The 19,408-nt window shown below is 72.4% G+C and carries 15 protein-coding genes and 1 tRNA gene; 7 read left to right on the top strand and 9 right to left on the bottom strand.

Features of this window, described 5'->3' with window-relative positions; all coding sequences use genetic code 11:
- Position 1: 1 nt before the first annotated feature.
- A complete protein-coding gene (locus EDD40_RS16585; RefSeq protein ID WP_123743724.1) occupies positions 2–1,414 on the bottom strand; it encodes a GAF domain-containing protein in 1,413 nt (470 codons plus the stop codon).
- A 135-nt stretch (positions 1,415–1,549) separates the two neighbouring features.
- Here EDD40_RS16585 and EDD40_RS16580 point away from each other — a divergent pair, with 135 nt between their 5' ends.
- Positions 1,550–2,857 carry an aldehyde dehydrogenase family protein gene (locus EDD40_RS16580; RefSeq protein ID WP_123743723.1) on the top strand — a complete coding sequence of 436 codons (1,308 nt, stop codon included), beginning with the start codon at positions 1,550–1,552 and terminating at the stop codon, positions 2,855–2,857.
- Between the two features lie 37 nt (positions 2,858–2,894).
- Here EDD40_RS16580 and EDD40_RS16575 read toward each other — a convergent pair whose 3' ends face one another.
- Together EDD40_RS16575 and EDD40_RS16570 are read right to left on the bottom strand one after the other, a co-directional pair.
- On the bottom strand, positions 2,895–4,481 hold the full coding sequence (locus EDD40_RS16575) for a beta-N-acetylhexosaminidase (protein ID WP_170185107.1): 1,587 nt from the start codon (positions 4,479–4,481) through the stop codon (positions 2,895–2,897).
- A gap of 87 nt (positions 4,482–4,568) precedes the next feature.
- Positions 4,569–6,056 (bottom strand): CYTH and CHAD domain-containing protein, encoded by a 1,488-nt coding sequence (locus tag EDD40_RS16570; protein ID WP_123743721.1) that lies wholly within the window; start codon positions 6,054–6,056, stop codon positions 4,569–4,571.
- Between the two features lie 149 nt (positions 6,057–6,205).
- On the opposite strand from EDD40_RS16570, the gene EDD40_RS16565 reads away from it, so the two are divergent.
- On the top strand, positions 6,206–6,997 hold the full coding sequence (locus tag EDD40_RS16565; protein WP_123743720.1) for a hypothetical protein: 792 nt from the start codon (positions 6,206–6,208) through the stop codon (positions 6,995–6,997).
- A gap of 161 nt (positions 6,998–7,158) precedes the next feature.
- Here the strand turns inward: EDD40_RS16565 and EDD40_RS16560 are convergent, their stop codons facing one another.
- Together EDD40_RS16560 and EDD40_RS16555 are read right to left on the bottom strand one after the other, a co-directional pair.
- On the bottom strand, positions 7,159–7,821 hold the full coding sequence (locus EDD40_RS16560) for an HNH endonuclease family protein (protein ID WP_123743719.1): 663 nt from the start codon (positions 7,819–7,821) through the stop codon (positions 7,159–7,161).
- A 228-nt stretch (positions 7,822–8,049) separates the two neighbouring features.
- Positions 8,050–8,997: a methionyl-tRNA formyltransferase gene (locus EDD40_RS16555; RefSeq protein ID WP_123743718.1), complete on the bottom strand. Its 948-nt coding sequence runs from the start codon at positions 8,995–8,997 to the stop codon at positions 8,050–8,052.
- A gap of 73 nt (positions 8,998–9,070) precedes the next feature.
- Between EDD40_RS16555 and EDD40_RS16550 the strand changes: the two genes are divergently transcribed.
- Positions 9,071–10,657, top strand: a complete 1,587-nt coding sequence (locus tag EDD40_RS16550; protein ID WP_211348187.1) for an amidohydrolase — start codon at positions 9,071–9,073, stop codon at positions 10,655–10,657.
- A gap of 252 nt (positions 10,658–10,909) precedes the next feature.
- On the opposite strand, the gene EDD40_RS16545 is transcribed toward EDD40_RS16550, so the two are convergent.
- Complete coding sequence (locus tag EDD40_RS16545) at positions 10,910–11,551, bottom strand: hypothetical protein (RefSeq protein ID WP_123743716.1); 642 nt, start codon at positions 11,549–11,551, stop codon at positions 10,910–10,912.
- Between the two features lie 211 nt (positions 11,552–11,762).
- Between EDD40_RS16545 and EDD40_RS16540 the strand changes: the two genes are divergently transcribed.
- Both EDD40_RS16540 and EDD40_RS41030 read left to right on the top strand, forming a co-directional pair.
- The gene (locus EDD40_RS16540; RefSeq protein ID WP_123743715.1) at positions 11,763–12,554 is read left to right on the top strand and encodes an SAM-dependent methyltransferase; all 792 of its coding nucleotides are present in this window, start codon (positions 11,763–11,765) and stop codon (positions 12,552–12,554) included.
- A 334-nt stretch (positions 12,555–12,888) separates the two neighbouring features.
- Entirely contained in the window at positions 12,889–14,214 is a 1,326-nt protein-coding gene (locus tag EDD40_RS41030) for a hypothetical protein (RefSeq protein ID WP_148088822.1), read from the top strand.
- Positions 14,215–14,327: 113 nt separating this feature from the next.
- On the opposite strand, the gene EDD40_RS16520 is transcribed toward EDD40_RS41030, so the two are convergent.
- Together EDD40_RS16520 and EDD40_RS16515 are read right to left on the bottom strand one after the other, a co-directional pair.
- A tRNA-Arg gene (locus EDD40_RS16520) sits at positions 14,328–14,400 on the bottom strand.
- Positions 14,401–14,525: 125 nt separating this feature from the next.
- Positions 14,526–15,581 carry a LacI family DNA-binding transcriptional regulator gene (locus EDD40_RS16515; RefSeq protein ID WP_123743711.1) on the bottom strand — a complete coding sequence of 352 codons (1,056 nt, stop codon included), beginning with the start codon at positions 15,579–15,581 and terminating at the stop codon, positions 14,526–14,528.
- Positions 15,582–15,644: 63 nt separating this feature from the next.
- Between EDD40_RS16515 and EDD40_RS16510 the strand changes: the two genes are divergently transcribed.
- Entirely contained in the window at positions 15,645–16,844 is a 1,200-nt protein-coding gene (locus EDD40_RS16510) for an MFS transporter (RefSeq protein WP_123743710.1), read from the top strand.
- Here EDD40_RS16510 and EDD40_RS16505 read toward each other — a convergent pair.
- Positions 16,810–17,376, bottom strand: a complete 567-nt coding sequence (locus EDD40_RS16505) for a DUF3558 family protein (RefSeq protein ID WP_148088821.1) — start codon at positions 17,374–17,376, stop codon at positions 16,810–16,812. The genes EDD40_RS16510 and EDD40_RS16505 overlap by 35 nt on opposite strands.
- Positions 17,377–17,455: 79 nt before the next feature.
- Here EDD40_RS16505 and EDD40_RS16500 point away from each other — a divergent pair, with 79 nt between their 5' ends.
- Positions 17,456–19,408 (top strand): bifunctional copper resistance protein CopD/cytochrome c oxidase assembly protein, encoded by a 1,953-nt coding sequence (locus EDD40_RS16500; protein ID WP_123743708.1) that lies wholly within the window; start codon positions 17,456–17,458, stop codon positions 19,406–19,408.

Genomic DNA, 19,408 nt, shown 5'->3' with positions numbered 1-19,408 from the left:
ATCAGGCTAATGCCCGTCTCAGCCTGGTCGCCGCCACCTCGCGGCGGGGGTCCGTGCGCGGCAGCAGGCGGACCAGGCGGTCCAGCACGGCCGCGTCCTCCGCCACCAGTCCGAACGCCCACAGCGCCTCGACGTCGCCCCGCTCCAGCACGCCGCCGCGCACCGCCACCGCCAGGTCCTCGCGCTCCTCGCGCACCACCGGCGCCTCGGACCGGGGGAGCAGCTCGCCCCGGTAGGCCGCCGCGGCGGTCCCGACGTCACCGGCGCGGATCGCGTCGCGCACCGCCAGGAAGTCGCCGCGCACGTCCGCCGACAGCCGGTACGGCCTGGTCAGCAGCACCCCGCCCAGCTGGGCGCGCAGCCGGTGCAGCTCGGCCCGCACGGTCGTCGGGTTGCCCCGCTCGCCGTACAGGTGCAGCGCCAACCGCTCGGCCGTCAGCCCGCGCGGGTGCAGCGCGAGCGCCGTCAACAACTCCGCGTGCCGCAGCGACAGCGGCAACGCCCGACCGTCCAGCGACCCCTTCGGGTCGCCCAGGAACCGCAGCGACAGCACGGGTCTTCGGGCGCCCGGTCGTGGCACCCGGAGCAGGTACCCCTCGTCCAACGGCTCCAGGAGCGCTTCCCGCCCATCGGTCAGCCGCACGGTCTCGCCGGTCACGTCCACGTGCGCCGTCAGCAGGCCGTGCGGCTCGGCGGCCAGCACCCGCCCGCTCGGGCTGAGCAGCGCGCCGGGCTCGCCGCGCAGACCGATCAGGTGCCGCATGTTCACCGACCGCAGCCGCTCGTCCCGGGTCGCCAGCCGCACCTGCAACTGGCTCTCCGCCAACCGCGCGGCGGCGGACACGAGCGCCACCAGCGCCGGGTGCGTGCTGCTCAACGGCCCGCTCACGTCCACCACGCCGATCGTGCGGCCGGTGTCCGGGTCGCGCACGGGGCTCGCCGCGCACGTCCACCCGTGGTAGGTCCGCACCAGGTGCTCGGCGGAGTGCACGGTCACCGGCGCGCCCACCGCGAGCGCCGTGCCCATCGCGTTCGTGCCGATCGCGTCCTCGGCCCAGCTCGCGCCCTCGCTCAGCCGCACCCGTTCGGCCAGGCCGCGCACCGAGTTCGCGCCCTCGCACCACAGGATGGTGCCGTCCGCATCGGTGATGATCATGACGTGCTGCGCCTCGTCGGCGATGCCCAGCAGCGTCTCCCGCAGCACCGGCAACGCCGCCGCGATCGGGTGCGCGCCGCGCCGGTCGACCACCTCGGCCGGGTCGAGCACCACGGGCGGCTCGTGCCGGTCCGGGTCGACCCGCGCGGCCAGCGACCGCCGCCACGACGCCACGATCAGCTCACGGGCGCCGCGCGCCTGCTCCCCGCTCAACACCGCCTCGCGCGCGTGCGCGAGCCGACGCGGGTCCGGTTGCATGGGCGCCTCCCCCGACCAGGATGACCCGCCCGCGTCGGTCGCGGCAAGCCGATCGCTGCTCCGTTCGGGTGCAACGCGACTGCAACGTCGCGCGCCCGACGCTGCTGCCGCACGACCAACGCGAGGAGGCGGGACATGGCGAGGTACGCGGCGCCGGGCGCGCAGGGCAGCGTGGTGTCGTACCGGGACCGGTACGACCACTTCATCGGCGGCGAGTACGCGCCGCCGGCCGGGGGCGGCTACTTCGCGGACCGAACCCCCGTCACCGGCGAGGTGTTCACCGAGGTCGCCCGGGGCGCCGCCGAGGACCTGGACCGGGCGCTGGACGCCGCCCACGGCGCCTCCCGCCGGTGGGGCCGCACGTCACCCGCCGAACGCGCGACCGTGCTCAACGAGATCGCGGACCGGGTGGAGGACCACCTCGACGCCCTCGCCGTGGCCGAGGCGTGGGAGAGCGGCACGCCGGTCGGCGAGGCGCTGGCCGTCGACCTGCCCTCGGCGGTGGACCACTTCCGCTACTTCGCCGGCGTGGTCAGAGCCCAGGCGGGCGGCATCACGAACCTCGGCGGGAACCTGGTGGCGCACCACTTCCCGGAGCCGATCGGCGTCGTCGGCCAGGTCGTCCCGTGGCGCCGGCCGCTGCTCACCGCGGCGGGAGCGCTCGCGCCGGCGCTGGCCGCGGGCAACGCCGTGGTGCTCAAGCCCGCCGAGCGGACCCCGGCGTCGATCCACGTGCTGGTCGGCCTGATCGCCGACCTGCTGCCACCCGGCGTGGTCAACGTCGTGAACGGGCTCACCAGCGGGCCGTCGGAGCCCGACCGGCACCCGCACGTCTTCTTCGCCGACGTGGCCGCGCGGCGCGACGCGTTCTACGACCGGGCGTTGCGGGGCTTCACGACCTTCGCCCTCGGGCAGGCGCTGGTGCAGAGCCCGGCGCACGACCGAATCCTCGCCGACGTCACCGAGCGCGTCGCGGCGGTCCGGCCGGGCCACCCGCTGGACACCGCGACCACCATCGGCGCGTTGAGCAGCCACGAGCACGTGGCCGAGTTCCTGGCGCACGTCCGCACCGCCGAGCGGGAAGGCGCCCGGATCGTCCTCGGCGGCGAGCGCGCGGACCTCGGCGGCGAGCTGTCCGGCGGGTACTACGTCCTGCCGACCGTCATCGAGGGCCGCACGTGCCCCGACCGCGACGTGCGCGGCCCGGTCGTGTCGTTGGCGAGGTTCGACGACGTCGACGACGCGGTGAAGGCGGCGAACGAGGGCACGCGCGGCGTCGGCGCGGGCGTCTGGTCCCGGGACGCCGGCGTGGCCGACCGGGTCGCCCGGCGGGTCAACGCGCGCCGCGTGTGGCTGAACTCGTGCCGGCCCGACCCCGGCGACCGCGCCGCGATCGGGCACTACCAGCAGACCAAGACCCTCCTGGCGGAGCACCCCTGGTGAGGGAGGCGGTGCCGGGCCGCCTCCCCCGGGCAGGGCACTACTTCCAGGGCACCTGCGGCGACGGGTAGTAGTTCACGCCCATCACGTCCCACCGGTCGGCCTGCGCCGCCAGCCGGACCTTGAACCGGTCCCAGTCGTGCGTCGACCACGGCGACCAGCCCAGCTCCGCGATGGCGGGCAGGCGCGGGAACGCCAGGTGCTCCAGGTCGGCGGTGTTCGCGATGGTCTCGCTCCACAGCGGCGCCTCGACGCCACGCACCGCGTCGGCCGGCAGGCCCTCGACGTACGCGCCGGGGTTCCAGTCGTACGCGTCCTGCACGTCGGTGTACCCGGCCCAGCTCAACCCGAGCTTGGTGTTCGCGTCGTACTTCATGTCCAGGTACGCCTTGGTCGCGGGCGACAGCACGATCTCGCTGCCCCGCGCGGCGGCCTCCACCATGTCCGGCGCGACCGTCTTCGTGCCCCAGAACTGCGGCACCGCCGACGCGGGCGGCCCCGCCTTCACGAACTCGTGCCACCCGGTCGCGGTCTTGCCGTGCTTGGCGACCAGCGGCAGCACCCGGTCCATGAACCGGTCGAAGTCCGGGTCGGTGGTGGCGTGCGCCTCGTCGCCGCCGATGTGCAGGTACTCGCCCGGCGTCAACGCGGCCACCTCGCGCAGCACGTCGTCCACGAAGCGGTAGGTGATGTCCTTGTCGATGCAGAGGGAGCTGAAGCCGACCTCGATGCCGGTGTAGAGCGGCGGCGCGACGCCGTCGCAGTTCAGCTCCGGGTACGACGACAGCGCGGCGTTGGTGTGGCCTGGCAGGTCGATCTCCGGGATCACCGTGATGTGCCGTGCGGCGGCGTAGGCCACGAGGTCCCGGTACTGCTCCTGCGTGTAGAAGCCGCCGGGACCGCCGCCGACCTCCGTGCTGCCGCCGTGCGCGGTCAGGTTGGGCCAGCTCTTGATCTCCAGCCGCCAGCCCTGGTCGTCGGTCAGGTGCAGGTGCAGCCGGTTGACCTTGTAGAGCGCGATCTGGTCGACGTACCGCTTGACCTCGTCGACGGAGAAGAAGTGCCGGGCCACGTCGAGCATCGCGCCCCGGTGGGCGTAGCGCGGGTAGTCCAGCACCCGGCCGCCGGGCGCCGTCCACGGTCCGCGCTGCCTGGTCTTGGCCTCCACCTTCGCGGGCAGGAGCTGCCGGAACGTCTGCACGCCCGCGAACAGCCCGGCCGCCGTGCGCGCCCGGATCAGCACGCCGCGCCGCGTCACGTCGAGCTGGTAGCCCTCCGCGCCGACGACGGCGTCCGCGCCGACGAGCAGCAGCGAGATGTGCCGGCCGGACGCGCCGGGCACCACGGGCAGGCGGTAGCCCGTCGACGGGCGCAGCACGCCGGCGAGGTACTCGCCGACCTGCTCGGCGGCGTCGGAGCCGGGGTGGGTGTAGATCCTGGTGTCCGCGCTGAGCGTGAACGTCACGCCCGGTCGCGGTGTGACAGTGACGGGAGCGGGCACGATGTGCTGCAACGGCGTCTCCGGAGCTGCGTGGGCGGGAACCGCCGCGCCGACCGCGCCGACGAACAGCAGCGCGACGAGCACTCGACCGAACCCGCGCCGTCCGGCGCCTTCTGTGAGAAGCACTGACGTCCTCCTGGCCGGCGTGGATCACCGAGCGGCGGCTCAGACCACCGTTTCAGCCGCACCAGGAGGTGTCAAGGTCCAGACCAATCACCGCAGCTTCGGCTTGCCCAGACCACGCCACACGGCGGGGAACCGGTCCTCCAGCCGCTGCGCCGCCGCCGTCTCCAAACCGTGCAGCAGGCCGAAGGTGAAGCCGTTCTCCCCGTCGAGCTGCGCCTTCGCGCCCAGCTCCCGCAGCACCGGCCGGGCCACCACGCCGTCCTGGTGCTCGCCGAGCAGCTCCTGCACCGCCTTGACCTCCTTGCGGTACTTCGCGGCCCGCTTGCCGAACCGCGGCTCGGACACCTCCACCGCGTACCGCAGCCGTTTGGCCGCCTTGCGCGCCTCGTGCAGCTGGATGTCGTCGTGCGCGCTCTCGGCCCGCTTCGCCAACCTGCGGTAGGTCTTGTCGACCAGGTCCGGCAGCACCTTCGTGGCCTTGGCCCGCGCCGTCGGCGTGAACGGCGGCGCGGCGACCAGCGCGTCGACCGCGTCCAGCAGGGCGAAGTACCGCCCGCTGTCCAGCGCCGCCACCGCCGCCTCGTGCGCGGCGGCCTCCAACGGCGCGAAGTGCCGGGTGAGCTGGGCGCGCACCGGGCCGAGCACCAGGTCCTCGTCGAGCGCGGCGACGTGGTCGGCGAACCGGGTCCGCAGCACCTCGAGGTCACGGGCCTCGCCGAGCACGCCCGCCAGCCACTTCAGCTCGTCGGTCAGCTCCCGCGTGTCGTCGCGTTCCACGATCGTGCCGAACGCCTGGAGCGCGCTGCGCATCCGACGCGTCGCCACCCGCATCTGGTGCACGGCGTCGTCCTCGCCCCGGCGCACCCGCGGGTCCTGGAGCTTCAACGCGTCGGCCTGCTCCCGCAGGTACGCGATCACCACGTCGCCGGCGGACTCCCCGGAGGTGGCCGGCGGCGGCGTGGTGGTGGCGATCCGGTCGGCCAGCAGGCGGCCCAGCTTCGCCGACGACCAGGACCGGGTGATGCCCGCGTCCGCCAACCGCGCCTCGACCCGGTCCAGCAGCGCGACGTCACCGCGTTCACCCAGCTCCACCTCGATCTCGCGCCACGAGTCGACCGACGAGTCGTCCGCCAGGGACTGCCCGGAGACCAGGTCCTCGACCACCTCGACGAGCAGGCGGCCCTTGTCGTCCACGAGCTGCCGGCGCTGCCGCGTGGTCTGGATGCGCGCCACCGGCGCCAGCTCGCGGCCGCGCGCGTGCACCTGGACCAGCGAGCCGAGCTGCTTGGGCGGGTGCTTGGCCGCGCGGCCGGGCGGCAACCGCACCTCCTCGCGCGTGTCCACGCCGGCCGGCAGCTTCAGGTGCCAGCCCGCGTCGTCACCGCCCGTGCGGCGGCGCAACGTCAGCCCGGCTCGGGCGAGCCGCAGGTCGGAGGTGTCGTAGTAGACCGCCTCCAGGCGTTGTTCCTCCGGCCCGGCCACGGCCGCCACGCCGGGCAGGCCGGACAGGTCGGGCAGCGCCGCGCCCCCGGGGGCCTCGTACTTGCGTTCCGTCTCGTGCACCGACGTCGACATGCATCAGGCATACACCGTTTGAGCCCGGTTCAAGCTGATCACGGTGCGTGATCGACCGTTAACCATGCCGGGGGTTTGTGTCGGCCCGTACGCGTGGTTTTCCGGTTTCGTCCCTGGACACGGCGTTCTCGTGCGGTTGGCTGGTCGGCGTGCCCACTGAGAAGGAACGGCTCGACGAGGTCGAGCCGACCGTCGCTGATCTCGTCGCCACCACCCAGGCGTTGACGGCCGAGCTCAACCGGGTGAGCGAACGCCTGCACGTGCTCGAACGCAGGCTGTCCGGCGCCGGTTCGGGCCCCGACGAGGACCTCGACTCGACCGAGGGCATCGCCGACACGGTGAACGCGCTGCGCGCCGCGTGGGACGCCGAGCAGGAGCTGCTGGCCGACTCGGTCCGCGCCGACCTGAACGCCGAGGTCGCCGAGTACGAGTCGCTGGCGCAGCAGCGGGACGCCGGCCTGGCCAAGCTCTCGACCGGCCGCATGCCGCGCTTCGAGCGCGACGCGCTGCAGCACGAGGTGCAGAACCTGGAGTGGCGGGTCAACGCGCAGGAAGCGGGCGCGCGGGCCGCCTCCCACCGGCTGTCCGCCGACCGGCTCGCCGCCGAGGAGCCGTGGCGCGCGGAGGCCGTCATGGCGGGTGACAAGGCCCGCCAGGAAGTCCTGGACATCGCCCGCCGCCGCCTGACCCGCGCCCTGGCCGCCGACACGCGCCTGCCGCTGTGGTTCCGCGTCGGCCTGGGCGAGATCACCACCCCGGACCCGTCCCGCTGGGTCGAGGCCGCCGTGGCCCTGGTCGCCTACCGCCTCGAGTACGGCGTGGTGGACCCGATCTCACCGCTGGGCGAGATCCCCTCCGCCACCTCCGGCTTCGCCGCCTGGGTCCGCCGGGCCGAGGCGCACACCGACATCGTGGACCAGCTGGAATCCCTGCGCCCCTGAACCCTCCGCGAGTTGTCCACAACCAGCCCTCGCCGCCGCGGTTGTGTCGGTCTCCCGTGGCAGGATCAAAACCGGGGATCCCCCGGGCGGGGACCCCTGCGAAGCGTCAACCCCGGCAGGACCCGGCGAAGCCGGAATCGCTGTGCGGCATCACCGCGCGGTCAGCACGTCTTGAGCATCGCGCCCAACGCGTCGCGCTCCGCCTCGTCCACGGTCAGCCCGTACAGCGTCTTCACCGACACCACCGCCCGCGCGTAGGTGCACCAGTAGGTCTGCACCGGCGGCTTCCACTTGGCCGCGTCCTGGTCGCCCTTGGACCGGTTGCTGCTCGCCGTCACCGCGATCAGCTGCAACCCGCCCATGTCGTTGGCGAACTTCTCCCGCTGCTCGTCGGTCCACTTGTCCGCGCCCGAACGCCACGCCTCGGCCAACGCCACCGTGTGGTCGATGTCGAGGTCGCCCGCGTCGGTCACGACCTTGCCGTCGTAGACGCTGGTCCACGTCCCGCCCGTGATCTTGCAGCCGGCGCCGGTCCGCACGTCCGCGCCTTGGCGCTGCAGCACCACGTCGCGCGTGTCGCACCCGTCGCCCTGGCTGCTCCAGTGCGGGAACCGGTCGCGGCTGTAGCCCGTCATCTTCCCCTCGGGCGCCACGGTCAACGCCGCGAGCTGCGCCGCCGGGTCGTCGCCGGGCGCGGCGGGGCCTGTCGGCACCGGCGCGGTGGTCGGGGTGTTCGGCGTGAGGATGTCGGTGCCGCAACCGGTGGCGACCAGGAGGAGCGCCAGGACACCGCTGATGACCGCTGTCGACCGCTTGCCGCTCATGCACCCAATGATCAGCGATGATCGCGCCGATCGGAACACCGGGGCCGAAATCGTCCGGAACAATCCCGAACCGCGCGCCGCCCTCGACAGTCGTTCGACAAGTTCGACCGACCTCCCGACCGCGCCAGGGAAGCGTCGCGCGAACCGCTCGGCACCGCGCGGCCCGCCCGCCGGGCGGAAGTGCTGGCGCGCAACGATTCCGGTTGTTCGTCGTGCGCCAGGCTTCGCTCAGGGGCGACTGGTGAGGTACCCGCCCATGTGCGTGAAGTACTCCGTCGCGCCCAGTTCGACGCCGTCCTCCGTCCGCACCCGCTTGACCAGCAGGGCGTGGTTGCGGCCCCGCCGCGCTTCCGCGCCCGCGACGATCGCGACACCGTCGCCCTCGCGGTAGAAGATCCGACCGGGCGTGCCGCCGTAGCGCTGCCGGGACACCTCGGCCTCCACGATCTCCAGCCGCTTGCCCTTGTGGAAGGCGAACGCGCTCGGGTACGGCGCGCACTGGGCCCGCACCAGCCGGTCCAGCTCCTCCGCACCCCACGTCCAGTCGATGCGCAGGTCCTCCTCCGCGCGCTTGTGGAAGAAGCTGGCCTTCGACCGGTCCTGCTTGGTGAAGTCCGTGCGGCCCTTGGCGATCTCCGCCAGGCCGTCCACGGTGATCGGCCCGAACAGCTCCAGCGTCTTGTGGAACAGGTCCGCCGTCGTGTCGCGCGGGCCGACCGGGACGGCGCGCTGGAGCACGATGTCGCCGGCGTCCAGCGTGTCGTCCATCATGTGCGCGGTGACGCCGACCTCCTTCTCCCCGTTGATCAGTGCCCAGATCAACGGGGAGAAGCCCGCGTAGGCGGGCAGCAGCGAGTCGTGCACGTTCAGCGTGCCGTGCTTGGGCAGGGTGAAGATGTGCGGCGGGATCCACGTGCGCCAGTTCGTGGCGACGATGACGTCCGGCTCGACTTCCTTGAGGCGCTGGAACAACTCGTCGTCGTCCGGCCGGTTGCGGATGATCGTCTCGACGCCGTGCTCGGCGGCCAGGTCCGCGACCGAGTCGCTCCAGATGCGCTCGTAGGCGTGCTCGCTCTTGGGGTGCGTGACGACCAGAGCCACCTCGTGCTCGGAGTCCAGCAGCGCCTGGAGCGTGCGATGACCCCAGGTCTGGTAGCCGAACATGACGACCCGCATGGAGCTCCTCCTTGGATAGCCTGGCCTAAGTTATCCAACCCTAACCTAAGTGCTCGTGGGCTAGCCTTTGCGGGTGATCCTTGATCTCAAGCTGGTTGGCGGGCAGGTCGTGACCATGGACCCGACCCGGCCGGTGGCATCGGTGATCGGTGTGTGGGGCGGCAGGATCGTCGGCTTGGACGACGACGTCGCCGACCTGCCCGCGCGCCGCGTCGTCGACCTCGACGGCGCGGTCGTCCTGCCGGGATTCGTGGACGCCCACAACCACCTCGCGTGGGGCGGACGTGCGGCGAGGACCCCGGACGTCTCCTCCTGCCGGACCGTCGCCCAAGTCCTGGACGTCCTGCGCGACGCACCCCGGGCTTCCGGCTGGGTCGAGGCGTCGGGCTACGACCACCGCGCCCTGGACCGCCCGCTGACCTCACGTGACCTGGACGAGGTCGGGCCGCGGATCTACGTGCAGGACCTCTCCGGCCACGCGTGCGTCGTCAGCGGCGACGTGCTCACCTCTCTGCCCGCCTCCGCCCTGCGTGACGCGCAACGTGACGCGACCGGCGCCCCCACCGGTTTCCTCGCCGAGTCGGCCCAGACCGCGGTCCGCGCCCTCCGGCTCCCCTACTCGTTGGACGACATCGCCGCCGACGTCGAGTCGGGTGCCCGCCAATGCCTCGAAGAAGGCGTGGTCCTGGCCGCGGAAGCCGGCGTCGGCGGTGGCCTGATCGGCAGCAGCCCGCTGGAGGTCGAGGCCTACCAGCGCGCCACCCTCCCCATCCGCGTCCAACTGATGATCTCCGCCGACCGCCTGGAACCGGTAGCCGCCCACGCCGCCGACGGCATCCGCCGCGCAGTGCCGCTGGGCCTGCGAACCGGCCTCGGCGACGACCGCCTCTCCATCGGCCCGCTGAAACTGTGGACCGACGGCGGCATGATGGCCCGCACCGCCGCGCTGACCTGGCCGTACGAGGGCATGGACACCGCCGGCCAGTTGCAGGACGACCCGGACCTCATGCGCGCCGCGATCATCGACGGCCACCTCGCCGGCTGGCAGCTGGCGATCCACGCCATCGGCGACCGTGCCGTCGACTTCGCCCTGGACGCCCTTTCTGAAGCCCAGGGCACGCTTGCCCGCCCGGACGCCAGGCACCGAATCGAACACTGCGGCCTGGTCCGCCCGGAACAACTCGACCGCATCGCCGAACTGAACGTCATCCCGGTGATCCAACCGACTTTCCTGTGGGCCTACGGCGACGACTACGCCAAGATCATGGGCCCGCGGCGCTCACCCTGGATGTACCGGGGAAAGTCCTTTCTCGACCGGGGAATCGTCGTGGCCGGCAGCTCGGACCGCCCGGTGGCCGACGGCAAACCGTTGCGCGCCATCCAGTTCATGGTCGAGCGAAGGTCGAAAGAAGGAACCCCGATCGGCCCGGACGAGTCAATCACCGTCCACCAAGCCCTGGCCGCCTACACCACCGGCGCCGCCTACGCGTGCCGTCGGGAAAACACCCTCGGCACCATCACCCCGGGCAAGCTGGCCGACTTCGCCATCCTCGAAACCAACCCCCTCACCACCGACATCGCCAAGATCGGCACCATCCCCATCGCCGCCACCGTCATCGGCGGCCACTTCACCTACAACCCCGCCACCTTCCCCGCCTAGAACACCCACAACGAACTCGGCACATCCCCACCGAGGCCCGATTTGACATGGGTTCGGGTGCTTTAGGCTGGACGAAGCCGGCAGGCCCGGCGGGACGCTTTACCCCGCCCGGCCTGCCGGCTTTGGCCTGCCTGGAGTGCCCGTACGGGCCCCATGTCACATCGAGCCGGACCTGACACCTCGCCGCCCGCACCCTCGCCGCCCGCACTCCGCCCGCACCGCCGCAGCACCCCCGCTCGCACCCCAAGCCAGCTACGCGCTCATCCTCCAATGCACCACATACCCCGCTGCCTCCGCCGCGATCAACGCGTCCAACTTCGCCAGGTTCGTCCGCCGTGACATCCGGAACGCCCGCCCTCGCCGCGCGTCCAGCACCAGCGGCACGACTTCCGGGGTCGCGCCCGGCAACGTGTCCGGCATCGTCTGCTGGAGGATCCGCAACCCGATGTTGGCCGCCTCCTGCGTCATCGGGGTTTCCTTGACGTACACGAGCACCGCCGCCCGCGACCCGTCCGGCATCCGCAACCCCAGGTGCGGTCGGACCCGCAACGCCAGGTCGCCCGTCCGCCACTGGGCCGCCGACGTGGGCACGCCGGTCGCCCGGGTCGACCGCAACCACGGCAGGAACCCTTCCCGCAGCTCTTCGTACGCCCGGGGCTGCCCGGCCCGGGGCTGCCGGTGGGCCGCCTCGACCGCCTTGTCCAGCTCCGCGGCCGGGTCGGGCGAGTTGGCCGCCCGCCGCATGGCGTCCCGCATCGGGTTGTAGAACCCGGCCACCCACTGCTCGGACGACAGGTAGATGCGCCGCTGCTCGGACACGATGCTGATCCGGCCACGCTGACCGCTCATGGCGTACTCGGTGAAGGACAGGGCGGTGACGCTGATCGGCTCCACGACAAGCTCCCCTCGCGCGTGCTCGAACTCATGTTCGATTCTACCGAGGGGGTCTGACAATCCGGGCCCCGCGAACGGGGTATCCGCAGGTAGCACGCGATCGGCCTAGTCTCGGCGGCGGGGCGACACCCCCACCCGCGCACCACCCACCACGCCGTCGCCCACGCCACACCGCCGCCTAAGCTGCCGGCCCCGGGGGAAGGAGCGAGTCGTGGGTGAAAGACCGGACATCGACCTGACGAGGCCGAGCGCGGCCCGGGTGTACGACTACTACCTCGGCGGCGCGCACAACTTCGCCGTCGACCGCGAGATGGCCGAGCAGGCGATCACGATGTGGCCGGAGCTGCCGCTGATCATGCAGGCCAACCGGGCGTTCCTGCGCCGGGCCGTCCAGTTCTGCGTGCGCCGGGGCGTGACCCAGTTCCTCGACCTCGGCTCCGGCATCCCGACCGTGGGCAACGTCCACGAGGTGGCTCGCGAAGCCGCCCCCGACGCCCGCGTCGTCTACGTCGACAACGACCCGATCGCGGTGACCTACAGCCGCACGATCCTCGGCGACGACCGGCAGACCGCCGTCGTCCAGGAAGACCTGCGTCACCCGGACGAGGTGCTGGCCGTGCCGGAGGTCGCCGGCCTGCTCGACTTCGACCGGCCGGTCGCGGTGATGATGGTCGCGGTGCTGCACTTCGTCCAGGACGACCCGGCGAAGATCATCGCCGCCTACCGCGACGCCGTGGTGCCGGGCAGCTACCTGGTCGTCTCGCACGCCACCCACGACGGCCAGGACACCCAGGCCGACGAGCACACCGACCTCTACCGGCGGCGGACCGCGACCCCGATGACGATGCGCTCCAAACCCGAGGTCGAGGCGCTGTTCGACGGCTACGAGCTGGTCGAGCCGGGCGTCGTCCACCTGCCGCTGTGGCGTCCCGCCTCCCCGGAGGACGTCGACGAGCACCCGGAACGGTTCGCCGGCCTCGCCGCCGCCGGCCGCAAGCTCTGACCCCTGCTCTCACCCCTCTCCTGGCACCCTCTCGGCCCTTCCACCAGGCATCCGCCCCTCCTCCCCGCCTCAAAACCGACGAATTCGCACGTTCGAGTGATCGAGCCCCACCGGCCCTCACCGCTGTTGTAGTTTTGTGACCTGGCAGGTGCGGCTGCCACCGAGGCTCCTCCTGACCCGGATGGAGTGGGTGCCTCCAGAGCGCGTTCGAGCGAACGCGTCCCGCGTGTCCGCCTCTTCCCGGGGTTCGACGTCGGCGCGTCCCGCACATCCGTGTACTCGCGCGCCGTCGAGCCCGGTGGCGTCGGCCGGGTGGCGTCCGCGGAGGTTCCTCGTGTCGACTAGCTCTCTGGCCAAGCGCTACTGGTGCACCGGCGAGACCCCGAACATGGTGCGCAGGCAGCGCGGCGGAGTCGAGCCCGATTCCCTCGTGCCCAGCGCCTGCCTGCCCGGTCAACGCCGGTTCGAGGCGTCGCTCCTGGCGGCGGCCAACCGCGCGATGGCGGCCATGCGCCGCCGCGGCCACGCCTTGCGGCCGACGTCCCTGGTGAGCCGCGTGCGGCCGGACGCGAAGGTGCTCGGCCTGCGGGTCCACGACGCCGCGCTGGACCAACTCCTGACCGAAGCGCTGCCGGTCGTCGCCGGTGATCGGGTCCGGGGCGTGCCCGGCCTGCGCGTCCACCCGCGGCGCAACCACCTCGACCTGCGTTCGCCGGACGGCCAGGTGCGCCTGCTCGGCGTGACGAGGGAGCGCTGGCGTCAAGCCGTCGCCACGGGCCTGCCGGTCGACCTGGCCCTGACCGACGAGCTCGACCCACGCGAATCCGCACCCACCCCCGACCTGCCGGCCGACCTGATGAGCGGCGTCCTGCGCCGCCTGCCGCTGTGGCGCGGCGCCGACTGGCTGGACGGCATCGTCGTCGGCGACGTCCTGGAGCTGTACTGGCGAGGTGGCCCGCCGAGCGACTCGGTGGCCGCGATCCTGGCCGGTTCGGCGTGCGGCATCCCCGCTTCGTCCGCCGTCCCCTACCGCTTCCGCAACGCCGTCCACGGCGTGGCCCTGTCCACCGCCGCCCCAAACACCCCGGTGAAACCGGCCGATCCCGCGGGTCCGGCCGATCCCGCGGGTCCCGCCGATCCGGCCGGTTCGGCCGGACCCGTCGAACCGGAGTGGGCGTGGGTCGAGTGGACCGCCGCCACCGCCCCCGGTCCGGCCACGGCGGAACGCGCCGTCCGACCCGTCGTCCGCCCACGCCCCGACCTGCCGGACTTGTGGGAGCAGCACGAGATGCGCGCCGCCTTGGCGTCCCGCGACATCAGCACCGTCTACCGGCTCCTGACCCACCACGGCGTCCCACGTGCCCGGATCGCCACCCTGACCGGCCACCCTGATCAGGCTGTCGCCCGGATCATCGCCGGCGCCAAGGTCGAGTCCTACGAAACCCTGACCGACATCGCCACCGGCCTGGGCATCCCACCGGGCTACATGGGCCTGGCCCACGACGAACAACCCGACCCCGACCACCCGTGCAGCTGCGCGAACCTCGACGAACGCGCCAAACGCGACCGTTTCCTCGCCCACGCCGCCCTGGTCACCGTCGGAACCACCACCACCTGGGGCTGCCAATCCCCAACGTGCCGCTCGGCTCGCCTCATCTGACCGGCAACGGCCGCGCGACCCGACCACCGGCGCCAGGTCCTGCCACCCACGATCTCACTGCGGTGTGGGCCGATCTCGACCACCGACCGGCCACACCACCCACAGCGCTTACGCGCCCCCGGCAGGATTCGAACCTGCGACCTCGGGATTAGAAGTCCCTCGCTCTCTCCACTGAGCTACGGAGGCTGGAGGGGCTGTCGACCACGCGCTGTAGCAGCGTAGCTGCCCCACCGGACACATCGTCCGGAAGACTCGTCGCGTTTCCTTCCGGGGCTCGGAAGGGGATCAGGAGGGCCCAAAAGTGATGTGGATCACTTCGGTGAGGCCGTCGAGTCGCGCTGGACGAGAGAAACCGGCAGTCTGGTTGGTTCGCCTGGTCTGCCGCCGTCGAGCAGTCGCAGGGCCAGTTCGCCCGCGTGTCGGCCCTTCTCGGCCAGGGGTTGACGCACCGTAGTCAACGGTGGGTCTGCGTGTTCGGCGGCGGGCACGTCGTCGAAGCCCACGACCGACACGTCGGCCGGCACGCGCAGCCCCAGGTCCCGCACCGCCTGGAGCGCGCCGAACGCCAGCTCGTCCGAGGCGCACAGCAACGCCGTCGGTCGGGGGGAGGCGGAGAGCAGGGCACGAGCCGCCGCACGGCCGAGTTCGCGGTTGCTCCGGGCGCACTCCCACACCGGGGTGTCCGCGCCCGTCACGTCGAGGTACCCGTGCACGCGGTCCCGGGTCACGCGGAACGACGTCGAAACCAGACGTTCGGGCGTCACGAGGCCCGACTGCCCGTCCGGGTGCAGCGCGAACGTCACCACGCCGAACCGCCGGTGCCCGAGGCCCCACAGCGACGACGCCGCCAGCCGCGCCCCGCCGAAGTCGTCCACCTCGACCCGCGCCGTGTCCGGCAGCACGGGCTGGTCGATGACGACCAGCGGCAACCCGCGCGCCCGCACCGCGGCCAACGCCGGCGCGTCGTCCGGCAATGAGTAGGCCACCACGACGTCCGCCTGGGCCCGCGTCACGGTCTCCGGCCGCGGCCCGGCCTTGTCGCGCCCGGGCATCAGCACCAGGCAGTGGTCGTGTCCGTCCACGGTCGAAGCCAGTCCGTCCAGCACGATCGACAGCGCCGCGTCGGCGAACGACGCCGACAGCCCCTGCCCCAGCATGAACCCGACGGCCGCGCTGTGCCGGGTGGCCAGGCTGCGCGCCACCGGGTCGGGTCCGGCGTACCCGATGGACGCCGCCGTCTCCAGGATGCGCTCGCGCAACGCGGCCGACAGCTGGTCCGGCCGGTTGTAGGCGTTCGACACCGTGGCGCGCGACACGCCGACCACGCCGGCCACCGTGTCGAGCGTCGGCTTCCGAGGGCGGTCCACGTGATGAGCGTAACCAGGTAATCGATTGGACGTTCTGAAGCGCTCTAGTTCACACTCGGTCGCATGCCAGCACCACGCCTCGCCGTCTTCGCGGTGTTCCTGTTCAACGGGGCGCTGTTCCTGTCCTGGGCCGCGCGCATGCCCGCGTTGGCGGCACAGGTGGGCGCGACCGAGGCCACGCTCGGCCTCGCGCTGTTCGGCGCGAGCGTCGGCTTGGCGTCGACGGCGCCGTTCGCGGCCAAGCTCTGCGCGCGGGTGGGCGCGCGGAAGCTGATCCTCGTGGGCGCGGCGGTCACCGTCGTGGCCGTGCCCTCGCTCACGCTCGCCGAGACGCCGTTCCAGCTGGGCCTGGTCCTGTTCGTGCTCGGCTCGTGCGGCGCGTCGTTGGACGTCGGCATGAACGTCGCCGCCGTGGCCGTCACCCGCAGCCTGGACCGGCCGCTGATGCCGCAGTTCCACGCGGGTTTCAGCGTCGGCGGCCTGGTGGGCTCGCTGGGCGCGGCCGCCGCGGCGGCCGTCGGCTGGGGCCTGACCCGGCACCTGGTCTTCGTCGCGGTGATCGGGGCGGTCGTGATCGCGTGGGTGATCAGGTCGGTGCCGGACACGACCGCGGACGCGGGCGGCGAGACCTCCGACACGGTCGAGGAGGACCGCCCGGTCCTCAAGCGCCCGCTGCTGTGGCTGCTCGCGACGATCACGCTGTTCTCCGCGATCGCCGAGGGCGCGGCGTCGGACTGGTCGGCGCTGTTCTTCGTCAACGAACGGGGTGTCAGCGAGGCCGCCGCCGCGGCCGCGTACGCCGGGTTCTCCATCGCGATGGCCACCGCCCGCCTGTTCGGCGAGTCCGCGCAACGCCGCGTCGGCCCGTACCGGCTGCTGGCGGCGGGCGCGGTGGTGGCGGCGGCGGGGTTGGCGCTGGCCGTGCTGGTGGTGTCGCCCGCGGTCGGCTACGCCGGGTTCGCGCTGGTGGGCCTCGGCCTGGCGTTCGCCTTCCCGGTGATCATGGACTTGGCCGGTGACGCGGGCAAGCGCGCCGACGGCACGGGTGGTGAACGCGAGATCGGCCTGGTCACGACCGTCGCCTACACCGGTTTCCTGCTCGGACCGCCCGTCGTCGGCGGTATCGCGCACGCCGGCAACCTGTCGATCTCGCTGGGCTTCGTGGCGTGCGTGATCGCGTTGATGGTGCCCGCCGTGCTGTTGGCGCGCCGGTCGCGCGCCCGTGAGCTCACGCGAGCGGGAGCCGGTTCAACGCGGCCTTGAGCAGCGGCTGCATCCCGGCCAGCATCTGCTCGGGCACGCCGCCCGCCTGCGCCATCGCCACCAGGACGGTGCGGTTGGCGTTCACCACCATGGTCGCGGTGCACGCCATCTCGCCGCCGCTCAGCTCGCACAACGTCCACGTGGAGTGCCCCTCCACGACCACTTCGCGGCCCTTGGCCTGCCGCACCCGCACCTGCTCGTACTTCTGGTAGAGCGCGACGACCACGGTCCGGCCGGGCTGCGAGCCGTCGTCCAGCACGTACTGGCAGGACTCCTGGATCACGTCGTCCTTGCGCGCGGGTTCCTTCATGTACGGCCCGATGGACTTCAGGTCGTCGGCGGTGAGCAGGGAGCACGGCTCGACGCCGACGACCGTGCGCGGCTTGGCGATCCGGGGCGCGGCCGACGGTGTCGCCGACGTCCCGGTCGCAACCCCCGCCTGGGGCAACGCGTCCCCGTTGACGGAGTAACTGCACCCCGCCGACAGGAGCAAGGCGAGGGCCATCACGAGCGCCGAGCGAGAACTGGTCACGTCCGGCAACGGTAGTGGGTGTGATCTGCGCACGTCCGGCGGTTGGTGGCGGTGTGGTCAGGCCGCCTACGCTCGTCTCGTGCCCACAGACGCGCCTTCCCGCACCCGGCGGACCGGTCTCATCCCCCTGCTGATCGTCGGCACGGCGATAGCCGCACTGGTGGCGGCGGGGCTGCTGGTGCTCACCGGCGGCGACGCGTCCGGGCTGATCGTCGTGCGCGTGCTGACCGAGGCGGCCGGCGTGGTGACGGTCGGGTCGCTGCTGCTGGCGGCGTTCCTGGTGCCGCCGCAGGCGAGTGGCACGCTGGCCGCGGACGGCTACGCGGCCGTGCGCACGGCGGGCTGGGCGGCGTTGGTGTGGACGTTGGGCGCGGTGCTGTCGGTGCCGTTCACGGTGGCCGACGCGCTGGGCCAGCCGGTGACGGCGCTGCTGGAGCCGTCGGTGCTGTTCCAGGTGGCGGGCCTGGTGGAGCAGGCGAAGGCGTGGCTGATCACGGCGGTGATCGTGGCGCTGCTGGCGTTGGGCTGCCGGCTGGTGCTGTCGTGGGGTTGGACCGTGCCGCTGTTCTTCCTGTCGGTGTTCGCCCTGATCCCGGTGGCCGTGACGGGGCACTCGTCCGGCGGCGGCTCGCACGACGTGGCCACGAACAGCCTGCTGTACCACCTGATCGGGGCGGCGTTGTGGGTCGGCGGTTTGATCGCGCTGCTGGCGCACGGCCGGCGGGGCGGCGACCACCTGGGGTTGGCGACGGCGCGGTTCTCCAGGCTGGCGCTGGTCTGCTGGCTCGTGATGGCGGCGTCCGGCGTGGTCAACGCGTGGGTGCGGCTGCCGGTGAGCGAGCTGTTCGGCAGCGACTACGGCCTGCTGGTGCTCGGCAAGACGCTCGCGCTGGTCGTGCTGGGTGTCGTGGGGTACTTCCAGCGCGAGAAGAGCGTGAAGGAAGTCGTGGCCACGGGCTCCGGGCGTTCGCTGGTGAAGCTCGCGGGCGTCGAGGTGCTGTTGATGTTCCTCACGCTCGGCTTGGCCGCCGCGTTGAGCCGCACGCCGCCGCCGATGGAGGGCCGCGTGCTGCCCAGCACGGTGGAGCTGCGCATCGGCTACGACCTGGCCGGCGCGCCGACGTGGTCGCGGCTGCTGTTCGACTGGCGGTTCGACCTGGTCTTCGGCACGATCTTCATCGCTCTCGGCGTGCTGTACCTGCTCGGCGTGCGGCGGTTGCGCAAGCGCGGTGACGCGTGGCCGGTCGGCCGCACGGTCGCGTGGGTCGCGGGCTGCCTGACCGTGGTGTTCGCCACGTCGTCCGGTTTGGGCCGGTACGCGCCGGCGATGTTCAGCATCCACATGGAAGCGCACATGCTGCTGTCCATGCTGGCGCCGATCCTGCTGGTGCTCGGCGGTCCGGTGACGTTGGCGATGCGGGCGCTGCCGACGGCGGGCAAGGGCAACCCGCCGGGGCCGCGGGAGTGGCTGCTGGCGTTCGTGCACTCGCCGGTGGCGAAGGTGCTGACCAACCCGTTCGTGGCGTTGGCGCTGTTCGTCGGCTCGTTCTACGGCCTGTACTTCTCCGGGCTGTTCGACGCCGCGCTGTACTACCACTGGGCGCACCTGGCGATGAACGCCCACTTCATCCTGGTCGGCTACGTCTTCTACTGGCCGGTGATCGGCATCGACCCGGCGCCGAACCGGCTGCCGCCGCTGGGACGGCTCGGCCTGCTGTTCGCCTCGATCCCGTTCCACGCGTTCTTCGGCATCGTGCTGATGAGCTCGCAGACCGTGATCGGCGACAACTTCTACCGCTCGCTCGGCCTGCCGTGGGTCACGTCGCAGCTGGAGGACCAGCGGCTGGGCGGCGGCATCGCGTGGGCGGCGGGCGAGCTGCCGCTGATCGTGGTGATGGTGGCGCTGCTGGTGCAGTGGGCGAGGTCGGACAGCCGTGACGCCCGCCGGGCGGACCGGCGGGCGGACGCGGACGGTGACGCGGACCTGGCCGCGTACAACGCGATGCTGCGCAAGATGTCGGGCAAGGACTAG

The organism is Saccharothrix texasensis, assembly GCF_003752005.1.
GTDB classification, from domain to species: domain Bacteria; phylum Actinomycetota; class Actinomycetes; order Mycobacteriales; family Pseudonocardiaceae; genus Actinosynnema; species Actinosynnema texasense.
Note: the sequence above shows the minus strand (reverse complement) of the source record. Positions and strands in the feature narration are given on the sequence as shown.

Coding starts and splice junctions, on each gene's coding strand:
- EDD40_RS16585 (WP_123743724.1), bottom strand. CDS start 1,414: ATGCAACCGGACCCGCGTCGGCTCGCGCACGCGCGCGAGGCGGTGTTG.
- EDD40_RS16580 (WP_123743723.1), top strand. CDS start 1,550: ATGGCGAGGTACGCGGCGCCGGGCGCGCAGGGCAGCGTGGTGTCGTAC.
- EDD40_RS16570 (WP_123743721.1), bottom strand. CDS start 6,056: ATGTCGACGTCGGTGCACGAGACGGAACGCAAGTACGAGGCCCCCGGG.
- EDD40_RS16560 (WP_123743719.1), bottom strand. CDS start 7,821: ATGAGCGGCAAGCGGTCGACAGCGGTCATCAGCGGTGTCCTGGCGCTC.
- EDD40_RS16555 (WP_123743718.1), bottom strand. CDS start 8,997: ATGCGGGTCGTCATGTTCGGCTACCAGACCTGGGGTCATCGCACGCTC.
- EDD40_RS16510 (WP_123743710.1), top strand. CDS start 15,645: ATGCCAGCACCACGCCTCGCCGTCTTCGCGGTGTTCCTGTTCAACGGG.